Source organism: Actinomadura spongiicola (genome assembly GCF_003432485.1).
Lineage (GTDB): Bacteria > Actinomycetota > Actinomycetes > Streptosporangiales > Streptosporangiaceae > Spirillospora > Spirillospora spongiicola.
The window spans coordinates 119,695-138,356 of sequence record NZ_QVNQ01000009.1 but is presented as its reverse complement, the minus strand read 5'-3'; the positions used below and the strand labels follow the sequence as shown (position 1 = coordinate 138,356).

18 protein-coding genes are annotated in these 18,662 nt (G+C 75.8%); 4 read left to right on the top strand and 14 right to left on the bottom strand.

Going from position 1 to position 18,662, the window contains the following annotated elements; all coding sequences use genetic code 11:
- Positions 1–2: 2 nt before the first annotated feature.
- The 9 genes from D0T12_RS26730 to D0T12_RS26690 are packed head-to-tail and all read right to left on the bottom strand — an operon-like array spanning position 3 to position 10,134.
- Positions 3–941 carry a glycosyltransferase family 9 protein gene (locus D0T12_RS26730; protein WP_233526305.1) on the bottom strand — a complete coding sequence of 313 codons (939 nt, stop codon included), beginning with the start codon at positions 939–941 and terminating at the stop codon, positions 3–5.
- The gene (locus tag D0T12_RS26725; protein ID WP_117402711.1) at positions 932–1,609 is read right to left on the bottom strand and encodes an SDR family oxidoreductase; all 678 of its coding nucleotides are present in this window, start codon (positions 1,607–1,609) and stop codon (positions 932–934) included. The genes D0T12_RS26730 and D0T12_RS26725 overlap by 10 nt, the downstream gene beginning before the upstream one ends.
- Positions 1,606–3,081 (bottom strand): D-glycero-beta-D-manno-heptose 1-phosphate adenylyltransferase, encoded by a 1,476-nt coding sequence (gene rfaE2, locus D0T12_RS26720; RefSeq protein WP_117402709.1) that lies wholly within the window; start codon positions 3,079–3,081, stop codon positions 1,606–1,608. The genes D0T12_RS26725 and rfaE2 overlap by 4 nt, the downstream gene beginning before the upstream one ends.
- On the bottom strand, positions 3,078–3,674 hold the full coding sequence (locus tag D0T12_RS26715) for a D-sedoheptulose-7-phosphate isomerase (protein WP_117402708.1): 597 nt from the start codon (positions 3,672–3,674) through the stop codon (positions 3,078–3,080). Before D0T12_RS26715 ends, rfaE2 begins: the two co-directional genes overlap by 4 nt.
- Positions 3,671–4,924 (bottom strand): glycosyltransferase, encoded by a 1,254-nt coding sequence (locus tag D0T12_RS26710; RefSeq protein ID WP_117402706.1) that lies wholly within the window; start codon positions 4,922–4,924, stop codon positions 3,671–3,673. Before D0T12_RS26710 ends, D0T12_RS26715 begins: the two co-directional genes overlap by 4 nt.
- Positions 4,921–5,916 (bottom strand): glycosyltransferase family 4 protein, encoded by a 996-nt coding sequence (locus tag D0T12_RS26705; RefSeq protein WP_117402704.1) that lies wholly within the window; start codon positions 5,914–5,916, stop codon positions 4,921–4,923. The genes D0T12_RS26710 and D0T12_RS26705 overlap by 4 nt, the downstream gene beginning before the upstream one ends.
- Entirely contained in the window at positions 5,913–6,941 is a 1,029-nt protein-coding gene (locus tag D0T12_RS26700) for a glycosyltransferase family 9 protein (protein ID WP_117402702.1), read from the bottom strand. The genes D0T12_RS26705 and D0T12_RS26700 overlap by 4 nt, the downstream gene beginning before the upstream one ends.
- Complete coding sequence (locus tag D0T12_RS26695) at positions 6,938–8,497, bottom strand: HAD-IIIA family hydrolase (RefSeq protein ID WP_117402700.1); 1,560 nt, start codon at positions 8,495–8,497, stop codon at positions 6,938–6,940. Before D0T12_RS26695 ends, D0T12_RS26700 begins: the two co-directional genes overlap by 4 nt.
- Positions 8,494–10,134: a carbamoyltransferase family protein gene (locus D0T12_RS26690; RefSeq protein WP_117402698.1), complete on the bottom strand. Its 1,641-nt coding sequence runs from the start codon at positions 10,132–10,134 to the stop codon at positions 8,494–8,496. The genes D0T12_RS26695 and D0T12_RS26690 overlap by 4 nt, the downstream gene beginning before the upstream one ends.
- Positions 10,135–10,371: 237 nt before the next feature.
- On the opposite strand from D0T12_RS26690, the gene D0T12_RS26685 reads away from it, so the two are divergent.
- On the top strand, positions 10,372–11,259 hold the full coding sequence (locus tag D0T12_RS26685; RefSeq protein WP_117402696.1) for a glycosyltransferase family 2 protein: 888 nt from the start codon (positions 10,372–10,374) through the stop codon (positions 11,257–11,259).
- Between the two features lie 9 nt (positions 11,260–11,268).
- A complete protein-coding gene (locus D0T12_RS26680; protein WP_117402694.1) occupies positions 11,269–12,144 on the top strand; it encodes a glycosyltransferase family 2 protein in 876 nt (291 codons plus the stop codon).
- Here the strand turns inward: D0T12_RS26680 and D0T12_RS26675 are convergent.
- Positions 12,138–13,577 carry an MFS transporter gene (locus D0T12_RS26675; protein WP_117402692.1) on the bottom strand — a complete coding sequence of 480 codons (1,440 nt, stop codon included), beginning with the start codon at positions 13,575–13,577 and terminating at the stop codon, positions 12,138–12,140. The two genes, D0T12_RS26680 and D0T12_RS26675, sit on opposite strands and share 7 nt — an antisense overlap.
- Before the next feature lie 103 nt (positions 13,578–13,680).
- On the opposite strand from D0T12_RS26675, the gene D0T12_RS26670 reads away from it, so the two are divergent.
- Positions 13,681–14,601: a helix-turn-helix transcriptional regulator gene (locus tag D0T12_RS26670; RefSeq protein WP_233526304.1), complete on the top strand. Its 921-nt coding sequence runs from the start codon at positions 13,681–13,683 to the stop codon at positions 14,599–14,601.
- A gap of 13 nt (positions 14,602–14,614) precedes the next feature.
- On the opposite strand, the gene D0T12_RS26665 is transcribed toward D0T12_RS26670, so the two are convergent.
- The 3 genes from D0T12_RS26665 to D0T12_RS26655 form a co-directional block, all read right to left on the bottom strand.
- Entirely contained in the window at positions 14,615–14,866 is a 252-nt protein-coding gene (locus D0T12_RS26665; RefSeq protein ID WP_117402690.1) for a DUF6343 family protein, read from the bottom strand.
- Between the two features lie 3 nt (positions 14,867–14,869).
- Positions 14,870–15,322, bottom strand: coding sequence for a YbhB/YbcL family Raf kinase inhibitor-like protein (locus tag D0T12_RS26660; RefSeq protein WP_117402688.1), 453 nt, complete (start codon positions 15,320–15,322; stop codon positions 14,870–14,872).
- 63 nt (positions 15,323–15,385) lie between these two features.
- Positions 15,386–15,808, bottom strand: coding sequence for a hypothetical protein (locus D0T12_RS26655; protein ID WP_117402686.1), 423 nt, complete (start codon positions 15,806–15,808; stop codon positions 15,386–15,388).
- Positions 15,809–16,067: 259 nt separating this feature from the next.
- Between D0T12_RS26655 and D0T12_RS26650 the strand changes: the two genes are divergently transcribed.
- Entirely contained in the window at positions 16,068–17,006 is a 939-nt protein-coding gene (locus D0T12_RS26650) for a LysR family transcriptional regulator (RefSeq protein WP_117402684.1), read from the top strand.
- An 8-nt stretch (positions 17,007–17,014) separates the two neighbouring features.
- On the opposite strand, the gene D0T12_RS26645 is transcribed toward D0T12_RS26650, so the two are convergent.
- Positions 17,015–18,565, bottom strand: coding sequence for an aldehyde dehydrogenase family protein (locus tag D0T12_RS26645; RefSeq protein WP_117402682.1), 1,551 nt, complete (start codon positions 18,563–18,565; stop codon positions 17,015–17,017).
- Positions 18,566–18,662 lie beyond the last annotated feature (97 nt).

Genomic DNA, 18,662 nt, shown 5'->3' with positions numbered 1-18,662 from the left:
CTTCAACGGGTGCGGGTGAGCGCCCTGCCGGCGGCCGCCACGGCGTCGTCCGCGGAGATCTCCAGCAGGCCGGGGCACGGCTCGGAGCCGTGCGGGTCGCCGCGCCGGCCCGCCCACAGCACCAGGTGCTCGTCCCGGGCGGGCGGCCCCCAGCGGGCGGGCGGCGTCGGGCCGAACAGCAGCACCGACGGGGTGCGGTACGCGGTCGCGAGGTGCGCCACGCCGGTGTCGCCGCACACCACCAGCCGTGCGCCCGCGACGAGCGCGGCCAGCTCGGTGAGCCGGGTGCGGCCCGACAGGTCCGCCTCGACCGGCAGGCCGGCGAGGTCCACGACGCGGCGGGCGAGGGCCGTCTCGCCCGGGCCGCCGGTGACGACGACGCGTTCGCCGCCGTCCCGCAGCGCCGCCGCGACCGCCGCGAACCGGTCGGCGGGCCAGCGACGAGCAGGGAACGCCGCCCCCGGATGCACGACCACGGCGCCCGGCGCGGGCGAGGGACCCGCCGGAGCGGGCAGGTCCAGGTCGCCCGGGTCGGCGGCGAACCCGTAGGAGGACACGAGCCGGCACCACCGCGCCACCTCGTGCTCGTCCGGATCCCACGCGGGCCCGTCGGCGTGCCCGGCCCCGGCGCAGGCGAACGCGAGCAGCCGGCGCGGTGGCAGCGCGGCGAGGACGCGGTGGCTCTCCGGTCCCCGGCCGTGCAGGTTCACCGCCGTGCCGACCGGCCCGAGCGGCGGCAGCGGCGCCAGGCCGTCCGCCGGGACGACGTCGTCGACCGCTCCGGTGGAGCGGGCGAGCGGACCGAGCCCGGCGGGCGCGGCGAGCGTGACCCGCGCGCCGGGCGTACCGCGGCGCAGGGCCCGCAGCGCCGGGACGGCCGTCAGCAGGTCGCCGAGGCCGAGCGCGCGCAGGACCACGATCCGGTGGCCGGTCAGGGCCACGACGTCTCCCGGGACGGGCAGACGACCATCTCCCGCACCTCGCAGCCCGGAGGCTGGGACAGCGCGAACGCGATGGTCGCCGCCACGTCACCGGGCTGGTTGAGCGTGGCGTCCGGGCCGGGCTTGTACTTGTCGGCGCGGTCGTCGAAGAACGCGGTGTCCATGCCGCCGGGCACGACCATCGTGACGGCGACCTTCCCGGCCGTCTCGGCGGCGAGCGCCCGGGTGAACCCGACGACCCCGAACTTGGACGCGCAGTAGGCGGTGGCGTCGCTCACGGCGCGCAGCCCGAGCGTCGACCCGATGGTGACGACCCGGCCGTGCGGCTCGTTCTCCAGGTAGGGGAGCGCGGCGCGGACGACGGTGACGGTGCCGAGCAGGTTCACCTGCACGACCCGCTCCCAGTCCTCGGCGGGGACGTCGCAGAGCGCCCCGCACGCGTCGATGCCCGCGGCGGTGACGACGGCGTTCAGGCCCCCGGCGGCGCGGGCCAGGCCGTGCACGGCGAGTTCGGCGCACTTGCGGTCCGCCAGGTCGGCCTGCCGGTACTCGACGTCGTCCTTCGGGGGATGCCGGTCGAGGACGAGCGGGCGCCCGCCGTCCGCCGCGACCCTGCGCGCGACGGCCTCGCCGAGCCCCGAGGCGCCACCGGTAATGAGGACGTTCATGACACGTTTCCCTTCGTGGTCGGCGTCGATCGCGTCGTCGACAGCAGACGCGTCGTGGAACGCCCCTCCAGGAGGGGCAGCAGGACGACCTCGCCGCCGTGGGCCCGGACCGTCCCGGCCTCGGGCAGCGTCGTTCCCGCGTAGTCGGCGCCCTTCACCCACACGTCCGGGCGAAGCCGCTCCAGCAGCGGCGCCGGGGTGTCGTCGTCGAAGACGACCGCGGCGTCGACGTCGCTGAGCGCCTCCAGCACCCGGACGCGGTCGGCGGCGGGCGTCACCGGACGGGACGGGCCCTTGCGGCGCCGCACCGACGCGTCGGAGTTCACGCACACGATGAGGCAGTCGCCGAGCCGCCGCGCCTGCTGCAGCAGGCTGACATGGCCGGCGTGGAGCAGGTCGAAGCAGCCGCCGGTCGCCACGACCGTGCCGCCCGCCCGGCGGGTCCGCTCGACCACGTCCCAGGCGTCGTCGCCGCGCTCGGGCGCGAGCCGGGCGGTGCCGGTCTCGGCGAGCTGCGCGGCGACGGCCGCGGCGGCCCCCGCGCGGACGAACTCCGACGCCCGGTCGACGCCCTCGGTGACGGCGCCGGCGAGCGTTCCGCCGTCCGCGAGCGCGGCGACGGCCCCGGCGGCGAAGCTGTCGCCCGCGCCGCACGCGTCGCCCCGCGCGGGTCGGGCGGGCGCGAGGAACGGCGCCTCCGACCCGTCGCACAGCAGCGCCCCCTCCGCGCCGAGCGTCACCGCGACGCCCTCGATGTTCCAGGCGCGACCGAGATGGCGGCCGCGCCGCCCGGCCGCCGACAGCCCGAACCCGGTGATGTCGGCGCCGTCCGCGGCGGCGAGCCGGGCCGCCTCCTCCTCGTTCGGGGTCAGCAGCCGCACGCCGGGGACGGGGGCCTCACCGCGCGGATGCGGGTCCCACACGACGGGCACGTCCGGGGGCAGCCCGCCGAGCAGCGACCGGACGGCGCGGTGCCCCGTGACGCCGCGACCGTAGTCGGACACCAGCACCGCGCCCGCGCCCGCGATCGCGTCGGCGACCCGCGGGCCGACGGGCCCGTCCAGGGCCCGGCCCTCCCCGGCGTCCAGCCGCGCCACCGACTGCCCGCCGGACCGGATCCGCAGCTTGCACGGGGTGCTGCCGTGCAGGTGGAGCGCGGCGACCTCCACATGCCGGTCCAGCATCGCGCGCAGCCGCCGCCCGCGGTCGTCGTCGGCGAGCGCGGTGACCAGGACCACCTCCCGCCCGTCGGCCGCCGCGAGCAGCGCCGCGAGGCCAGCGCCGCCGGGACGGGGCCGCTCCTCGGCCTGCTCGACGACGGGCACGGGCGCGTCCGGGCAGAGCCGGCTGCTGCTTCCGACGATGTCGACGTCGAGGAGCACGTCCCCCACGACGACCAGCGGCCCCCCGGACCGCGGCGCGGTCCGGGCGGTGGGCCGCGCGGTCGGTCGCGGGGTGGATCGCGGGCTCATCTCCCCACCCCCAGCGTCTCGTCGACCACCCCGCACAGCAGGTGGATCGCGGCGAGATGGATCTCCTGCACGGTCGAGGTCGCCCGGGCGTCCACGGTGACGGCGTCGTCGCAGGCCTCGGTCAGCGGGTTCGGCCCCGGACCGGTGACGGCCCACGCGGCGACGCCGAGCCGCCGCGCCCGGTGCGCCGCCGCGAGGACGTTGGGGCTGCGCCCGCTGGTCGACAGGCACACCAGCACGTCGCCGCGGCGGCCGTGCGCCTGGACCTGCCGCGCGAACACGTCGACGGGACCGTAGTCGTTGCCGATCGCGGTGGTCGCCGAGGTGTCGGCGTGCAGCGGGATCGCCGACAGCGGCCGCCGGTCGTCCTCGAACCGGCCGACGAGCTCGGCGGTCAGATGCTGCGCCTCGGCGGCGCTGCCGCCGTTGCCGCACGCCAGCAGCCGCCCGCCGCCGCGCAGCACGCGGGCGAGGTCGCGGCCCCACGCCTCGATGGTGGGCACCTGCGCGCGGAACCGCAGCGCCGCCTCCGCGAGCGCCTCCAGCCGCCGGTCCCGGTCGGTGGAGGTCCTGGTCTGCGCCGTCTGCGTCATGCGGCCACCTCGCTCAGCGCCGCGGCGTGGCGGTACACCTCCGTCGTGTCGGCGGCGACACGGGTCCAGGAGTAGCGGTCACGGGCCCGGTCGCCGCCCGCGAAACCCATTCCGGCGCGTCCGGCGGGGTCGTCCAGCAGCGCCCGGATCGCGCGGGCCGCGGCTTCCGGGTCGCGGGGCGGGACGTGGACGCCGGTGACGCCGTCGACGACCGTGTCGAGATGACCGCCGACGGCGCTCGCGACGACGGGGACGCCGCAGGCCATGGCCTCCAGCGGCACCATCCCGAACGGCTCGTACCAGGGCAGCGTCACCACGAGGCTCGCCGACCGGAGCAGCGGGGGGACCTCGTCGCGGCCGACGCGGCCGAGGAACTCCACCCGCCCGGCGACGCCCGCGTCCAGGGCCACGTCCCGCAGCCTGCGGACCTCCGGGTCGGTGTGCAGGTCGCCGCGGCGCGGGCCGCCCGCGACGGTGAGCCTCGCGCCCGGGACGTGCGCGAGCGCCCGGATGGCGGTGTCGACGCCCTTGCGTTCGACGAGCCGTGACAGCACCACCAGCCGGTGCCCGTCACGGCCCCGCGTCATCGTCGTGCGGCCGTCGGGGGTGAAGAGGTCGACGTCGACGCCGCACGGCACCACGTGGACGCGGTCGCGCGGGACGCCCATCGCGGCCAGTTCGGTGAGCTCGTCCGAGCAGGTGGCGAGCACGCCGTCGACGGCGCGCCCGACGGCGCGTTCCAGCCTGATCCGCGACGCCGGGCTGGTGTCCCCGTCGCCCTGGTGGCGGCGCTTCACCGTGCCGAGCGCGTGGTAGGTCTGCACGACCGGCACGCGCGGCCGGCCGGCCGCCTGCGCGGCCTGGACCGCGGCGAGCCCGCTCATCCAGAAGTGGGCGTGCGCGACGTCGGGAGGGTCGGCGGCCCACCGCCGCTCCAGGTAACGCCCGAAGTCGTGCATCCACGGCAGCAGGTCGTCCTTGGGGATGTGCTCGGGCGGACCGGCGGGGACGTGCTCGACGGTCACGCCGGGCGCCAGCCGCACCCTTTCCCGCTGGGCGGGGGAGTCGCGGCGGGTGTAGACGGTGACGTAGTGCCCCTGGCGACCGAGCTCGGCGGCCAGTTCCGCGACGAACACGTTCTGCCCGCCGCCGTCGGCCCCGCCCAGTCCCTTGCCCGTGGGGCCGCCGGCCGCCGCGCCGCGCCCGGCGGCGAGGGGGCTGGCGTGCTCGGAGATCATGGCTATCCTCATCGCGTTACCTCCCGGAGAGTTCGCCGCCAGTCGCGCAGGAAGCGCGCCAGGCCGTACCGGTCGACGGCGTGGGCCCGCGCCTCCTTGCCCATCTGGCGGGCCCGCGGCGGGTCGGCGGCCAGGGTCCGCGCGGCGTCCGCCAGCGTGGCGACGCGCGTGGACAGCACCCCGGCCTCCGGCGGCACCGCCTCGACCGCCTCGGTGGTGGCGAGCGCCACCACGGGCAGGCCGAGCATCATGGCCTCGATCAGCGCGAGGCCGAGGGACGTCCACCGGTAGGGGTGGACATAGACGCGGCGGCGGGCGAGTTCCTCGTGCATCCTCGCCTGCGGCAGGTCCTCGAAGGTCCACAGCGACTCGTGCGGGATGCCGAGCCGGTCGGGGACGCCGGTGACGTTCATCCCGAACAGGTCGAGCGGCACCGCGCCCGCGAGTTCGGCGAGCAGGTCGGTCCCGGCGACGCGGCCCCGGCGCAGCGGGTCGTTGATGACGACGCCCGCCCGCGGCATGTCGGCGGTGTACCGGTAGCCGGGGTCGACGACGCCGTGCTCGATGACCCGGGTCGGGGCGTCGCCGCAGTTCCAGAACAGCCGGTTGAAGTGCGTGACGTGGACGACCAGGATGTCGGAGCGGTCATGCAGGAAGTGGCGGCTGTCGGGGACGACCTCCTCGGGCAGCCCGATGTCGGACGGCGTCCGGCGCGGCGTGTCGTGCTCGACGTAGACGGCGGGGACGTCGCGTCCGGGGCGGCGGCCGAGCCATTCCTCGGCCAGCCGCAGCTCGTGGGGGCGTTGCAGGACGACGACGTCGACGTCCTCGTCGCGGAGCCGTTCGGGCGGCACCTCGACCGCCCGGTCGGGCCAGGTGAACGTGTCGGGCCGTCCCCTCCCGTCCGGGCCGCGGTCCGGGGTGACCGGGACGAGCGTGGTCCACGGGCCGTGGACGAACGACGTCGCCCACGAGCCGTGCACGTGCCACAGCAGAACTCTCACCGGGTACCCACCTTCTCGTCGGACGGCACGGCCTCCCGTCTCATCACGATCTCCAGGGCGGCGGCGACCTCGTCGGCGCCGACGGACGACAGGCACGGGTGGCCGTCGACCGGGCACTCGCGGGCGCGGCTGTCCTTGCACGGCGCCTGCTGGTCGCCGAGCAGCGCCATCGGGACCCCGAACGGCGCCCACCGGGCCGCGGGCACGGTCGGGGCGAACAGCGACACGACGGGCGTGCCCACCGCCGCCGCCAGATGCGCGGGCCCGGTGTTGCCGGCGACGACGGCGCGGGCGCCCGCCAGCACCGACGCCAGTTCCGGCAGCGTGGTCCGGCCGCCGAGGTCCAGGCCGTCCTCCCCGGCGACGAGCGCGGTCAGTTCCTTCTCGTCGCCGTGGCCGGTGACGACGACGCGGTGGCCCGCCGCGTCCAGCACCCGGACCGCCTCGGCGCAGCGGTGCGGCGGCCAGGCCCGCGCGGGCACGGACGTCCCCGGATGCACGACGACGTACCCGGGGCCGCCGGTGAGATGACCGGTGTCAGGGAGCGGGCCCCGGACCCGCAGCCGCGCGTCGTCGGGGGACGGGAACCCGGCGTCCTCGGCCAGCGCGAGCATGCGCAGCGGCTCCGGCACGTCCTCGTCGGGACGGTGCCGCAGGTCGAGCAGCGAGCCGGGGTAGTCCTCGCTGATGCCGCCGATCCACGGTGTCCCGGCCAGGCGCAGCAGCAGCGCCAGCGGCAGCGGCGACTGGTGGAACGAGGTCAGGATCAGCGCGCGGTCGAAGCCGCGGAGCCCGCGCGTCAGCTCGTCGATCTCGTCGCGCCTGACCGGGACGTGGTCCGGGTCGATCCACGGGGCGCGCCACTCGATGACGTGGTCGACGCCGGGCAGCAGGTCGGCGGCGGCGCGGCCGCGGGGGCCGCACAGCAGCACGACCTCGTCGGCGCGGGCGGCGACCGCCCGCACGGCGGGCCCGGCGAGGAGCACGTCGCCGAGGTTGTCCTGGCGGGACACGAGGACCCTCATCGGCGCCGCCTTCCGCCGAGGACCAGATCGACGGCGGCGAGCAGCGTCGGCGCCGTCTCCGGCGCCCGCGCGATCTCCGCCGCGAGGGTGCGGCGGGTCGGGACGAGGATGCCGCGGGCGCCCGCCGCCGCGGCGGCCTCGACGTCGCGGCCGATGTCGCCGATGACGGCGCAGCCGGACGGCGGCACGCCGAGCCGCCGCGCCGCCCGCACGATCATCCCGGGGCGCGGCTTGCGGCAGTCGCAGGCGTCGTCGCCGTCGTGGGGGCAGAACTCCCAGACGTCGACGCGGCCGAGCAGCTCCTCGACCCGCGCGTTGACGCGCCGCACGTCGTCGGCGGTGATGTGCCCCTTGGCGACGCCCGACTGGTTGGACACGACGCCGATGCGGGCGCCGTGGCGCCGCAGCCGGTCCAGGGCGCGTCGCGCGCCCGGCATCGGCTCCACCCGCGCCGGGTCCCCGTTGTACGGAACGTCCTTGATGAGGGTGTCGTCGCGGTCGAACAGCACGGCCCACGGCCCGTCCCAGCGTCCGGCGCGGCGGTGGACGACCAGACCCCGGAGCCGGTGCCACACCGCGACGGGCGGGATCGCGGCGCTGGTCACGGTCATCTTGAGGATCTCGTCCGGTGTCCGTGGCCCCGGCCTGATCCGCCGGTGCGCGAACCGGGCCGTCAGCACGGCCCACGCGGCCACGGCGGCCAGGTGCACGGTCGGGCGGCCGTGCCGGGCCGCCGGCGCCGTCGCGACCGAGAGCAGGCCCGCCGCGGTGGTCGTGACATGACGGCGGAGCAGGCCGCGCCCCTCGCCCGCGCGGGCGCGCCAGCACCGGCCGTGCACCCGCCACATGAGGACGTCGTCGGCGTTCCCCGCCTGCGCCCGCACCGACGCCCAGAACCCGGCGGGACGCACCGGATGCGTCACCCTCCGGGCGCCGAGGACGAGGCCGTGCCCGGCGTCCAGGACGCGCAGCGCCAGGTCGGCGTCCTCCCGGTAGGCGCGGCGGAACCGCTCGTCGAAACCGCCGACCTCCTCCAGGACGCCGCGCCGGTAGGCCATGTCGGCGGTGATCCAGTCGGCGCCCGCCAGCGCGGCGGTGCCCCGCTCCCAGTCCGTCGGGGCCCGGCCGCCGTCCGGCGGCGGGACCGTGACCCGGCCCTGGGAACCGCCGACCCCGGGTGGCAGGCCACCGAGGTCGGCGGCCAGTGCGGCGGGCCACCCGGGCGCGGGCACGACGTCGTCGTCCAGGAACGCGACCCACTCGGTCGTCGCGGCGCGCCAGCCCGCGTTCCGGGCGGCGGCGGGGCCGCGCCCGCCGGAGCGGATCACCCGGATCTCCGGGCCGTCGCGAGGGACGCGGGCGGTCGTGCCCCCGTCAGGGACGGGGGCGGTCTCCGCCGGGAGGGGGAGCGGGGCGCCGGGCCCGGGACGGTCGTCCACGACGATGATCTCCCGCGGCGCCGATCCGGGGTCGGCGGCGCTGGCGTCGAGCAGGGCGCGCAACGTCGCGCGCAGGCTCTCCCTGCCGATCGTGGGAATGACGACGGTGCGGTTCATCGGGCGTGCACCTCCCGGCGGCGCACCACGTAGGGGCCGATGGCGAGCAGGTCGACCGGGGCGGAGCCGAAGCACTCCAGCGCGTCGCGCGGGTCGTCGACCATCGGCCTTCCGGCGGTGTTCAGGCTGGTGTTGACGACGACGGGCAGGCCGGTGCGGCGGCGGAACTCCTCCAGCAGGCGCGCGAGGAGCGGCTCGTCGGCGGCCGCGACCGTCTGGATGCGGGCGGTGCCGTCCACGTGCACGACCGCGGGTATCCGCTCCCGCCAGTGTGGTCGCACCTCGTGGACGAACAGCATGTACGGGCTGGGCAGCGGACCGTCGAAGATCTCCGCCGCGTGGTCGAGCGCGACCATCGGCGCGATCGGCCGGAACTGCTCGCGGCCCTTGACGTCGTTGAGCCGCTCCACGTTGCCCGCGTGCCCGGGATGGGCGAGCAGCGAGCGGCGTCCGAGGGCGCGCGGGCCGAACTCCGACCGGCCCTGGAACCAGGCGACGATCTCGTTGCGGGCGAGCGCGTCCGCCACGGCGGCGGCCAGGTCGTCCGGCCGCTCGTGGGGAATCCCGGCGGTGTCGAGCCACCGGGCGATCTCCCGGTCGTCGAAGTGGCGGCCGAGGTCCGCGCCGGGCATGGCGGTGAGCGGGTCGCCGCCGTCGCGCGCCACGTGCAGCGCGGCGCCGAGCGCCGTTCCCGCGTCGCCCGCGGCGGGCTGCACCCACACGTCGTCGTACGGGCCGGTCGCGGCGAGCCGGGAGTTGGCGACGCAGTTCAACGCGACGCCCCCGGCGAGCGTCAGGCGCCGGGAGCCGGTGCGGCCGTGCAGCCACGCGGCCAGCTCCAGCAGGACCTCTTCGAGGCGGACCTGGGCGCTGGCGGCGAGGTCGGCGTGGTCGCGGGTCCACTCGCCGCCGGGCCGGCGCGCCTTGGCGAGCGCGCCCCAGTCGACGCGGGCGGCCGTGAAGCCGCCGTCTCCCGTGGCGCGGACGTGCTCGCGCAGCTCGTCCGCGAACCGCGGCTCGCCGTAGGACGCCAGCGCCATCACCTTGTACTCGTCGCTGGAGCGCAGGAAGCCGAGGTGCTCGGTGAGCTCCTCGTACATCAGGCCCAGCGAGTGCGGCAGCCGCTGCGCGCACAGCGGTGTCAGGACGCCGTTCCGGTAGGTCCCGGCCAGATGGGAGTGCGACTCGCCGCGGCCGTCGAGGACCAGCACGTCGCCGTCGCCCGGCCCGGGCGCGGCGAGCGCGGCGGACGCGGCGTGCGCCACATGGTGAGGGACGTACCGGACGATCCCGGGATCCAGCCCGGGCAGCGCGGTCGCGAGGAAGTTCGGGGCGCGCCGCGCGTACAGCGTGCGCAACCGTTCCCACTGCTCGTCGTGGCCGTCGATTCCGGGCTCGACGAGGTCGGGGTCGTAGGAGTAGGCGACCGCGTCGAGGTCACCGGGCTCCAGCCCGGCCTCCTCCAGGCACCAGCGGGCCGCCTTCTCGGGCGGTTCCCAGGCGGAGAACGGCACCGGACGTTTCCCGTGCTTGCGGCGGCTGAAGCGCTCTTCCTCCGCCGCCGCGACGACGGCGCCGTCCACGGTCAGCGCGGCGGCCGGGTCGTGGAAGATCGCATTTATTCCGAGCACGCGCATGGATGACCCCGTTTCGGCGCAGCGTTCGGTGAATGGGCGATGCCGTCGTCGTAGGCATCGGCCCTGGTGGTTCCTACGGGGAGCGAAATTCCCTATAGGTGATTTCGACCTCCGGCCGGGACATTGCCGCAGACCATGGCCCTAAACGCTAAAGTCCGAAAAGTCGCTTGTAGTTGAAGTGCCAGATAATGAGGATTGTCTTCACATACAGGCGAAAGGCCCGGGTACAGCGGATTCATGAGGTTCACGGTGGTCGTCATCACCCGGGACCGGCGCCGGTCCCTGCTCGCGACGCTCGCCCGCGTCCGAGAGCTCCGGGAGCGGTCTCCGGTCATCGTCGTGGACAACGCCTCGCGGGACGGCAGCGCCGACGCCGTGGCGCGCGAGTACCCCGAAGCCCGGCTGATCCGGTCGTCGCGCAACCTCGGCGCCGTCGCCCGCAACGTCGCCGTGGACCACGTCCGCACCCCCTACGTGGCGTTCTGCGACGACGACACCTGGTGGGAGCCGGACGCGCCGTCCCGTGCCGCACACCTGCTCGACGCGCGCCCCCGGCTCGCGGTCGTCACCGGACGGATCCTGGTCGACCCCGGCGGCCGCGAGGACCCGATCGTGCCCGAACTGCGGCACTCGCCCGTCCCCGGGCCGCCGTGGCTGCCGGGCCCCGCGCTCGGGTCGTTCCTCGCCGGGGCGTCCATGGTGCGGACGGACGCGTTCCGCGAGGCGGGCGGGTTCTCCGCGCGGCTGTGGCTCGGCGGCGAGGAGGAACTGCTGAGCGCCGACCTGATGGCGCTCGGCTGGTGGCTGTGCTTCGCCGAGGACGTCGTCGTGCACCACGAGCCGTCCCGGGTCCGCGAGGCGCACCTGCGGCGGCGGCACGGCATCCGCAACACGCTGTGGTTCACCTGGCTGCGCCGCCCGCTGCCCGCCGCCGCCCGCCGCACCGCCGCGCTGCTGCGCACGCTCCCGCGCGACCGCGTCACCGCGGGCGCGCTCGCCGAGGCCGCCGCGGGCCTCGCCTGGGTGGCCCGGGAGCGGCGGCCGCTGCCCCCGGACGTCGAGGCCCGGCTCCGCCGCCTGGAGACCTCCCAGCGGGAGTCCACGGCCCGCCGCTACGTGAGCTAGGAGGACCCCATGGGCGTCGACACCGATGGCGGGGCCGCCGTGACCGTGGTGGTGGCGACCCGCGACCGCGCGCCGGAGCTGCGCCGCAGCCTCGCCCGCCACGCCGCCGGGCACGCCGCCGGTGAGGGGCACGCCCCGGTCATCGTGGCCGACAACGCGTCCCGCGACGACACCGCGGAGGTCGCCGAGGCGGCCGGGGCCCGCGTGCTCCGGCTGCCGCGCAACCTCGGCGCCGCCGCCCGCACCGTCGCCGCCGAGCACGCCACGACCCGGTTCGTCGCGTTCGCCGACGACGACTCGTGGTGGGCGCCCGGCTCCCTCGACCGCGCCGTGGAGATCCTCGACGCGCATCCACGGACGGCGCTGCTCGCGGCCCGCGTGCTCGTCGGCGACGAGCAGCGGCCGGAGCCCGTCTCCGAGTTGATGGCCCGCTCGCCCCTCGGCCGCCCGGACGGGCTGCCAGGACCCGCCGTCCTCGGCTTCCTCGCCTGCTCGGTCATCGTGCGGCGCGACGCGTTCCTCGACGCGGGCGGGTTCTCCCGCGTCCTGCACTTCGGCGGCGAGGAGGAACTGCTCGCCCTCGACCTGGCCGCCGCCGGGTGGGGCCTCGCCTACGTGCCCGAACTCGTCGTCCACCACCACCCGTCCACGGCGGGCCGCGACCCGTCCGCGCGCCGCCGCCGCGAGGTCCGCAACCGGGTGCTGACCGCGTGGCTGCGCCGCCCGCTCCCGGTCGTCGGCCGCGCCGCCGTGTCGGCGCTGACCACCCGGGACGGCCGCGCGGGGCTCGCCGACGCGGCCCGCGCCCTGCCCGGCCTGGTCGGCGCCCGCCGCCCGGTCCCGCCCGCCGTGGAGGCGGCCCGCGCCCGCCTGACGCGCTACTGAGCCTTCGGCCTTCGGCCGCGGGCGAGGAACAGCCCCGCCGCGGCGCCGAAGAGCGCCACCGCCGAGAGCGCCCACCCCGTGCCGTACTCGGCGTGCCCGGTCGCGCCGCCGGGCCCGGCCAGCGTCAGGAACAGCGTTCCGACGGTGGCGATCCCGATCACCTGCCCGAGCTGCATCACCGTGAGCAGCAGCCCGCTCGCGTCGGACGCGTCGCGGGCCGGGACGTGCGCCAGCGCGACCGTCATCGTGATCGACATGACGCCGAGGCCCATCCCGATGACCGCCGTCAGCGCCTCGTAGGCCACGCCGCCCCCGCCGAGCGGCCCGAGCCACGCGTAGCCGGCCGCGGCGACGACGAACCCGACGGGGACCGCGGCACGGTGCAGGCGGTCGGGCAGCCGCTGCCAGGTCAGCCCGACCAGCGCGTACGCCAGGACGCACGGCACGAACGCGAGCCCCGACTCCACCGGCGACAGGTTCCTCCCGCCCTGGAGGTGCAGCGTCGTGGTGAACAGGAACGCCCCCCAGCTCCCCGGCCCGAACAGGAGCGCGACACAGGCCGGTGCCAGCAGCGGCGCCCGGAGCACCCGGGCCGAGAGCAGCGGCCGTCCGCCCGTGGCCGCGAACCGCCGCTCCACGAGGACGAAGGCGGCCACGAACACGACGCTCGCCGCCAGCGACGCCCACCCCCACGCCGGCCAGCCCAGCTCATGCCCCATGATCAGCGGGACGACGAACAGCAGCACCGCCGGGCTCAACGTCAGCAGCCCCGCGACGTCCAGCTCGCCGCGCACCCCCGCACCGCGCGACCGGGGCTCGTCGCGCGGCAGGACGCGCGGCCCGGCGAGCAGCAGCGCGGCACCGATCGGCACGTTCACCAGGAAGACCGTCCGCCAGCCCGCGCCGAACAGGTCCGCGCTCACCAGCACGCCCCCGGCCACCTGCCCGACCACGACGCCGCCCCCGATGGTCGCCGTGTACAGCCCGATCGCCCGCCCCCGCGCCGCGCCGGTGAAGCTCCGCTGGATCATGGACATCACCTGCGGTGTCAGCAGCGCCGCCGCGGCCCCCTGGAGGAAGCGGAAGCCCACGAGCGTCCCCGTGGAGGGCGCCAGCCCGCACGCCAGCGACGCCACGGTGAACGCCGCGAGGCCCGCCTGGTACATGCGGCGATGGCCGGCGAGGCGACCGAGCCGCGCCCCCGTGATCAGCAGCACCGCGAAGGCGATGATGTACCCGGCCACCACGAGCTGGAGCCCGGCGCCGGACGCGTGCAGGTCGGCGCGCAGCGTCGGCAGGGCGACGTTGACGATGTTGGTGTCCAGGATGCACATGAACTGCCCGAGCAGGATGACGGCCAGCGCCACCCCACCGGCCCCGTCCCGCGACCCCCGGTCGGGAATGATCCCCCGCCGATCGGTTGTCTGTGTCATATGTGGCAGTCTGCGAGGAAACGGATACCGGTAACGAGAGCCTGCCGATCCTGGTACCGGCAGCACCTGGCACCGAGCGCCGACCGGGTGCAGGCTTGATCCCGTGACCACCCTGGACACCGCCACCATGGACTCCGACACCGCCTCCCGCGCCGTCGGCCGCACCCGCGCCCGGGCACGGCCGCGTCGTACCGAGCTGGCGGCGTTCCTGCGGAGCAGGCGGGAGCGGATCACGCCCGAGGACGTGGGGATGCCGCCCGGAATCCGGCGCCGCACCCCGGGCCTGCGCCGCGAGGAGGTCGCCCAGCTCGCCGGGATCGGCGTCACCTGGTACACGTGGCTGGAACAGGGCCGTCCGATCAACGCCAGCCCCCAGGTGCTGGACGCGGTGGCGCGGACGCTGAGACTGGACGCCACGGAGCGGGAGCACCTGTACCACCTGGCGGAGGTCCCGGACGCCACGGTGGGCGGGGAGTCCGAGTGCCTGCCCGAGGACCTCCAGGGCATCGTCGACGCGCTGGTCCCGCTTCCCGCGGCGGTGGCCAACGGCCGCTGCGACGTCCTCGCCTGGAACGCCGCCTACGCGGCCGTCTTCCCGCACGTCGTGGCGGCGCCCCCGGGGGAGCGGAACTTCCTGCTGATCTCGTTCACGTTGCCGCCGTGCTGCAACCCGATCGCCAACCTGGAGGAGACGGCGGCGGGGAACGTCGCGGTGTTCCGGCACCGCTACAGCCGGCACCTCGGTGAGCCCGGCTGGAAGAACCTCGTCCGGCGGTTGCAGGACGCCAGTCCGGAGTTCGCGCGGCTGTGGGCCTCGCACGACGTCGCCACGCCGGGCCCGTCCGTCCGGGTGTTCCGCCACCACGCCGCCGGGCACATCCGGACGCGCACCACCGTCATGGACGTCGGCTCGTCACCGGAGACGCGGCTCATCGTCTACACGCCGAGCGACGAGCGGAGCCGCGAGCGGATCGACCGGCTGCTCGCCGACCCCGGGGCCGCCGCCCTCGACCACCGGCACTGACCCCGCCCGAGGCTCAGGACCTGGACCGCCGGGCGATCACGACCAGGTCGATCGCGGCGACGACGGCGACCGCCGCGCACAGCGCCGCCGCCGTCCAGAGGCCGCCGTCGTCGTCGCGCTGCGCGGCCACCGCCAACACGACCGCGGCCGCCGTCGCCGCGACCAGCGCGATCGTGGACAGGATCGCCCGTAGCCGCAGCGGGCTGCGCGCCTCCAGCGGCTCTCTCCCCGCCGGCTGCCGGTGGCGGTACGGACCCCGGGCCACCGCTCACCTCACGAACGTGCCGACGAGGGTGCCGGACGCCACGACCTTCTCCTGGACGGCGACGCGCAGGTCCTCCGCGGTGAAGCCGTCGCGGAGCCCGGACGGCTCCGACAGCCCGTACAGCCGGAAGAAGTACCGGTGCGGGTCGTCGCCCGCCGGGGGCTTCGGGCCGCCGTACCCGTCGGCGCCGTAGTCGTTGCGGCCGACGACGGCGCCGGTGGGCCGCTCACCGGCGTCCAGCCCCGTGGTCGCCGGGTCGATCCCGGCCAGCAGCCAGTGCGCGAACGTGCCGGTGGGCGCGTCGGGGTCCTCGCAGGCGAGCGCGAGCTCCACCACCTCCCCGGAAGGCTCCGACCATTCCAGCGGAGGGGACACGTCGCCGCTGTCGTGCGAGTAGTCCGCCGGCATGAGCGTGTGATCGTCGAACGCGGCGCTCCTCAGCATCATCTGTTCCATGCGCTGCTCGTGCCCCCTCCCGCCCGGTCGATGCGCCGGCCCACGTGTTGATCGCGAGTGCCTTCAGCGGAGGGCCCGGCGCTGCGCCGTGTACTGGAGCGCGGCGAACCCGGCGACGACGCCCGCCTGGAGCACCGCCCAGACGCCGCCCACGGTGGTCAGGGAAAGCCAGCCCGCGGCGACCGTCACGACGCTCAGGACCGCCCACAGCAGGTTCGCCTCCACGATCGCGCCGACGGCCCGGCGGTGGGGGCGGGCCGGGGTCGAGACGGCCCACACGGCGACCGCGTAGAGCAGCAGGAACACGCCGATCGCGCGGCCGGGCCCCGCGTCCAGGCCGAGCAGGTCGCCGAGGGGGCCGGCGAGCGTCAGGTAGGCGAGCCCGTTGACGCCGGTCACGACGGCGTCCAGGCGGAGCGCGAGGCGCAGCAGGCGGGAGGCGTCGGTGGACAGGCCGGCGGGGGTGATGGAACGGATCGCGGTCATCGTGGTCCCTCTCTCTTCGTCGATGACCTCGACGTTACGGACGCGTCGGAGGCCGGGCGATTACGTCGGAGGTAAGGGGACGGGGCGGGCGCTCCGGCCGGAGTGCACAAACGGAGCCCGGACCCGCTGTCATCTCTACGAGGCGTGAACGGGCCCCCGGGGTGGCAGGACTCCCACTGGTCGCCGAGCGACCGGAACACGACGAGTCCGGAGGGACGTCGCCGGGGGAGACGTCACGATCACTGGTGGAGTGCGCACATTGATCAGTCCCCTGCACATCCAGACGGTGCGCGAGGTCGTCCGCACCGGCTCCTTCGCGGACGCGGCCCGCAACCTGGGGTACACCGCGTCCGCCGTCTCCCAGCAGATCGCCGCGCTGGAACGGGCCTGCGGGCTGGAGCTGTTCGAGCGGCGGGCGCGCAGCGTCCGGCCGACCGGCGCCGCGTTCTTAATGGTCAGCAAGGGCAACGACGTGCTGTCGGCGCTCGACACGCTGGAACGCGAACTGCGCGCGGTCGCGAGCGGCGAGCGCGGCGCCCTGCAGCTCGGCAGCTTCCCGACCGCCAGCGCCCGCATCCTCCCGCGGGTGCTGGCGGAGCTGTCCCGGATCCGGCCCGGCATCGAGATCACCCTGTCGGAGGGCGAACCGGACGAGCTGCTGCCCGAGCTGCTCGACGGCGACCTCGACCTCCAGCTCGTATACCGGTACGACCAGTTCCCGCGCACCTGGCCCGACCAGATCGTGGAGACGCCCGTCATGGACGAGAACCTCGTGCTGTGCGTACCCCGGGACCATCCCCTGGCGGGCGGCCGCACGGCCCGGTTGCGGGACCTGCGGTCGGAGACGTGGATCGCGAGCCGCCCGGAGAGCCCCGGCGCGCAGGCGCTGGAACGGCTGTGCGGCACCGCCGGGTTCACGCCGAACATCGCCTTCCGCAGCAACGACTACGCGGTCGTGTGCGGGCTGGTCGGCTGCGGCCTGGGGATCGCGCTGGTCCCGGAGCTGGGTTGCGTGCCCGCGCCGGGCCTGCGGGCGCTGCGGCTCAGCCGCCGCGCCCCGCGGCGGCACGTCACGGTCCTGTGCCGCGCCACCAACACCAACCCCCTCGTCAAGGAGGTGTTGCGCGGCCTCACCGAGGTCGCCCGTGGTGTCGAGGCGGAGATCGGCGGCGTGACCGACCCGCCCGCCTCGGCGTGAGCGCCCTCCTACAGCCGGAAGCCGAGGTCGGGCGTGATCTCCACGACGTCCATCTGCGCCTTCTGGAGCCGTCCCGAGAAGTCCCAGTTCATCGACTGCCAGCGGGTGAACTGGTCCAGAACCCAGATGCCCGACTGGCGGCCGCCGTTCCCGGACCGTCCGTTCCCGCCGAACGGCAGGTGCGCCTCGGCGCCCGACGTGGAGTTGTTCACGCTGACCATCCCCGCGGAGATCCGCCGCCGGAACGCGAACACCTCCGCCGGGTCCGTCGTGTAGATCGACGCCGACAGCCCGTAACCGGGGGCGTTGGCGAGAGCGATCGCCTCGTCGAGCGTCCGGTACGGCGCGACGCCGACGATCGGGCCGAACGTCTCGTGCAGGAACAGTTCGTCGTCCGGCCGGACCCCGTCGACGATCACCGGGTGGTAGTAGAGCCCGGCCTCGGCGTCGCCGTCGAAGCCGTCGCGCGGGTTCGACGGCGAGATCCGGCCGGTCCCGGACGAGCCGTGCACGGCGTGGCGCGGGCCGATCCAGCCGAGGACCTTCTCGAACCCGTCCGCGAACCGTTCGTCGATCAGCGGCCCGTACAGGACGTCGCCCGCCGGGTCCCCGACGGTCGCGGCCCGCGTCGCCTCGTCCAGCAGCCGGACGAACTCGTCCCGCACGGACTCGTGGACGATCGCCGTGCCGAGCGACGTGCAGCGCTGCCCGGCCGTTCCGAACCCGGAGAACAGCGCGCCCTCGACGGCGAGCGTCAGGTCGGCGTCCTCGGTGACGACCATCGGGTTCTTGCCGCCGAGTTCCAGGCACGGCGACTGGAGGTGCCGCCCGCACAGCTCCCCGATCCGCGCGCCGACCTCGGTGGACCCGGTGAACCCGACCTTGTCGACCAGCCCCCGGACCAGGGCCCGTTCCAGGCCGCGGAACGTCTCCGGCCCGTCCGCGTACACGACGTTCAGGACGCCGTCCGGCAGCCCGGCGTGCGCGAACACCTGGTAGAACGCCTCGGCGCACGCCGCCGCGTACTCCGCGGGCTTCCACACCACCGCGTTCCCGCACAGCAGCGCCGGGACGATGTACCAGGACGGCACAGCCACCGGGAAGTTCCCCGCCGTGATCGCGGTGACGACGCCGACCGGGTCGCGGAACGTGAACAGCTGCTTGTCGGGCATCTCCGACGGGACGGTGTGCCCGTACAGCCGCCGTCCCTCCCCGAGGAAGAACGCGCACGTGTCCGCGATCTCCTGGACCTCGCCGAGCGCCTCGGCGTACGGCTTGCCGACCTCGCGGGTCACGACGCGGGCCAGCGCCGCCTTGTTGGCCTCGACGAGCCGGCCGATCGCGGCGACGACCTGCCCGCGCACGGGCGGCGGCACGTCCCGCCAGGCGTCCTGGGCGTTCCGCGCCGCCTCGCACGCGCGAACGAGGTCGTCCGCGTCCGCGAGGGACACCTCCGCGACCACATCGGTGGTCCGGGACGGATCGGTGGATCGGTACAGGCGGCCCGCCCCGGACGGGACCCGGGCGCCGCCGATGACGGACGTGAGCACGGTGGACACGCCTCCAGCCTGAACGGGCCACGGCGTCCACGCCAAGATCGTGCAGCGCGCGGCTTCCTAACCCCCAGGCCCAGCCCGGCTGAGGCTGGCCGAAAGG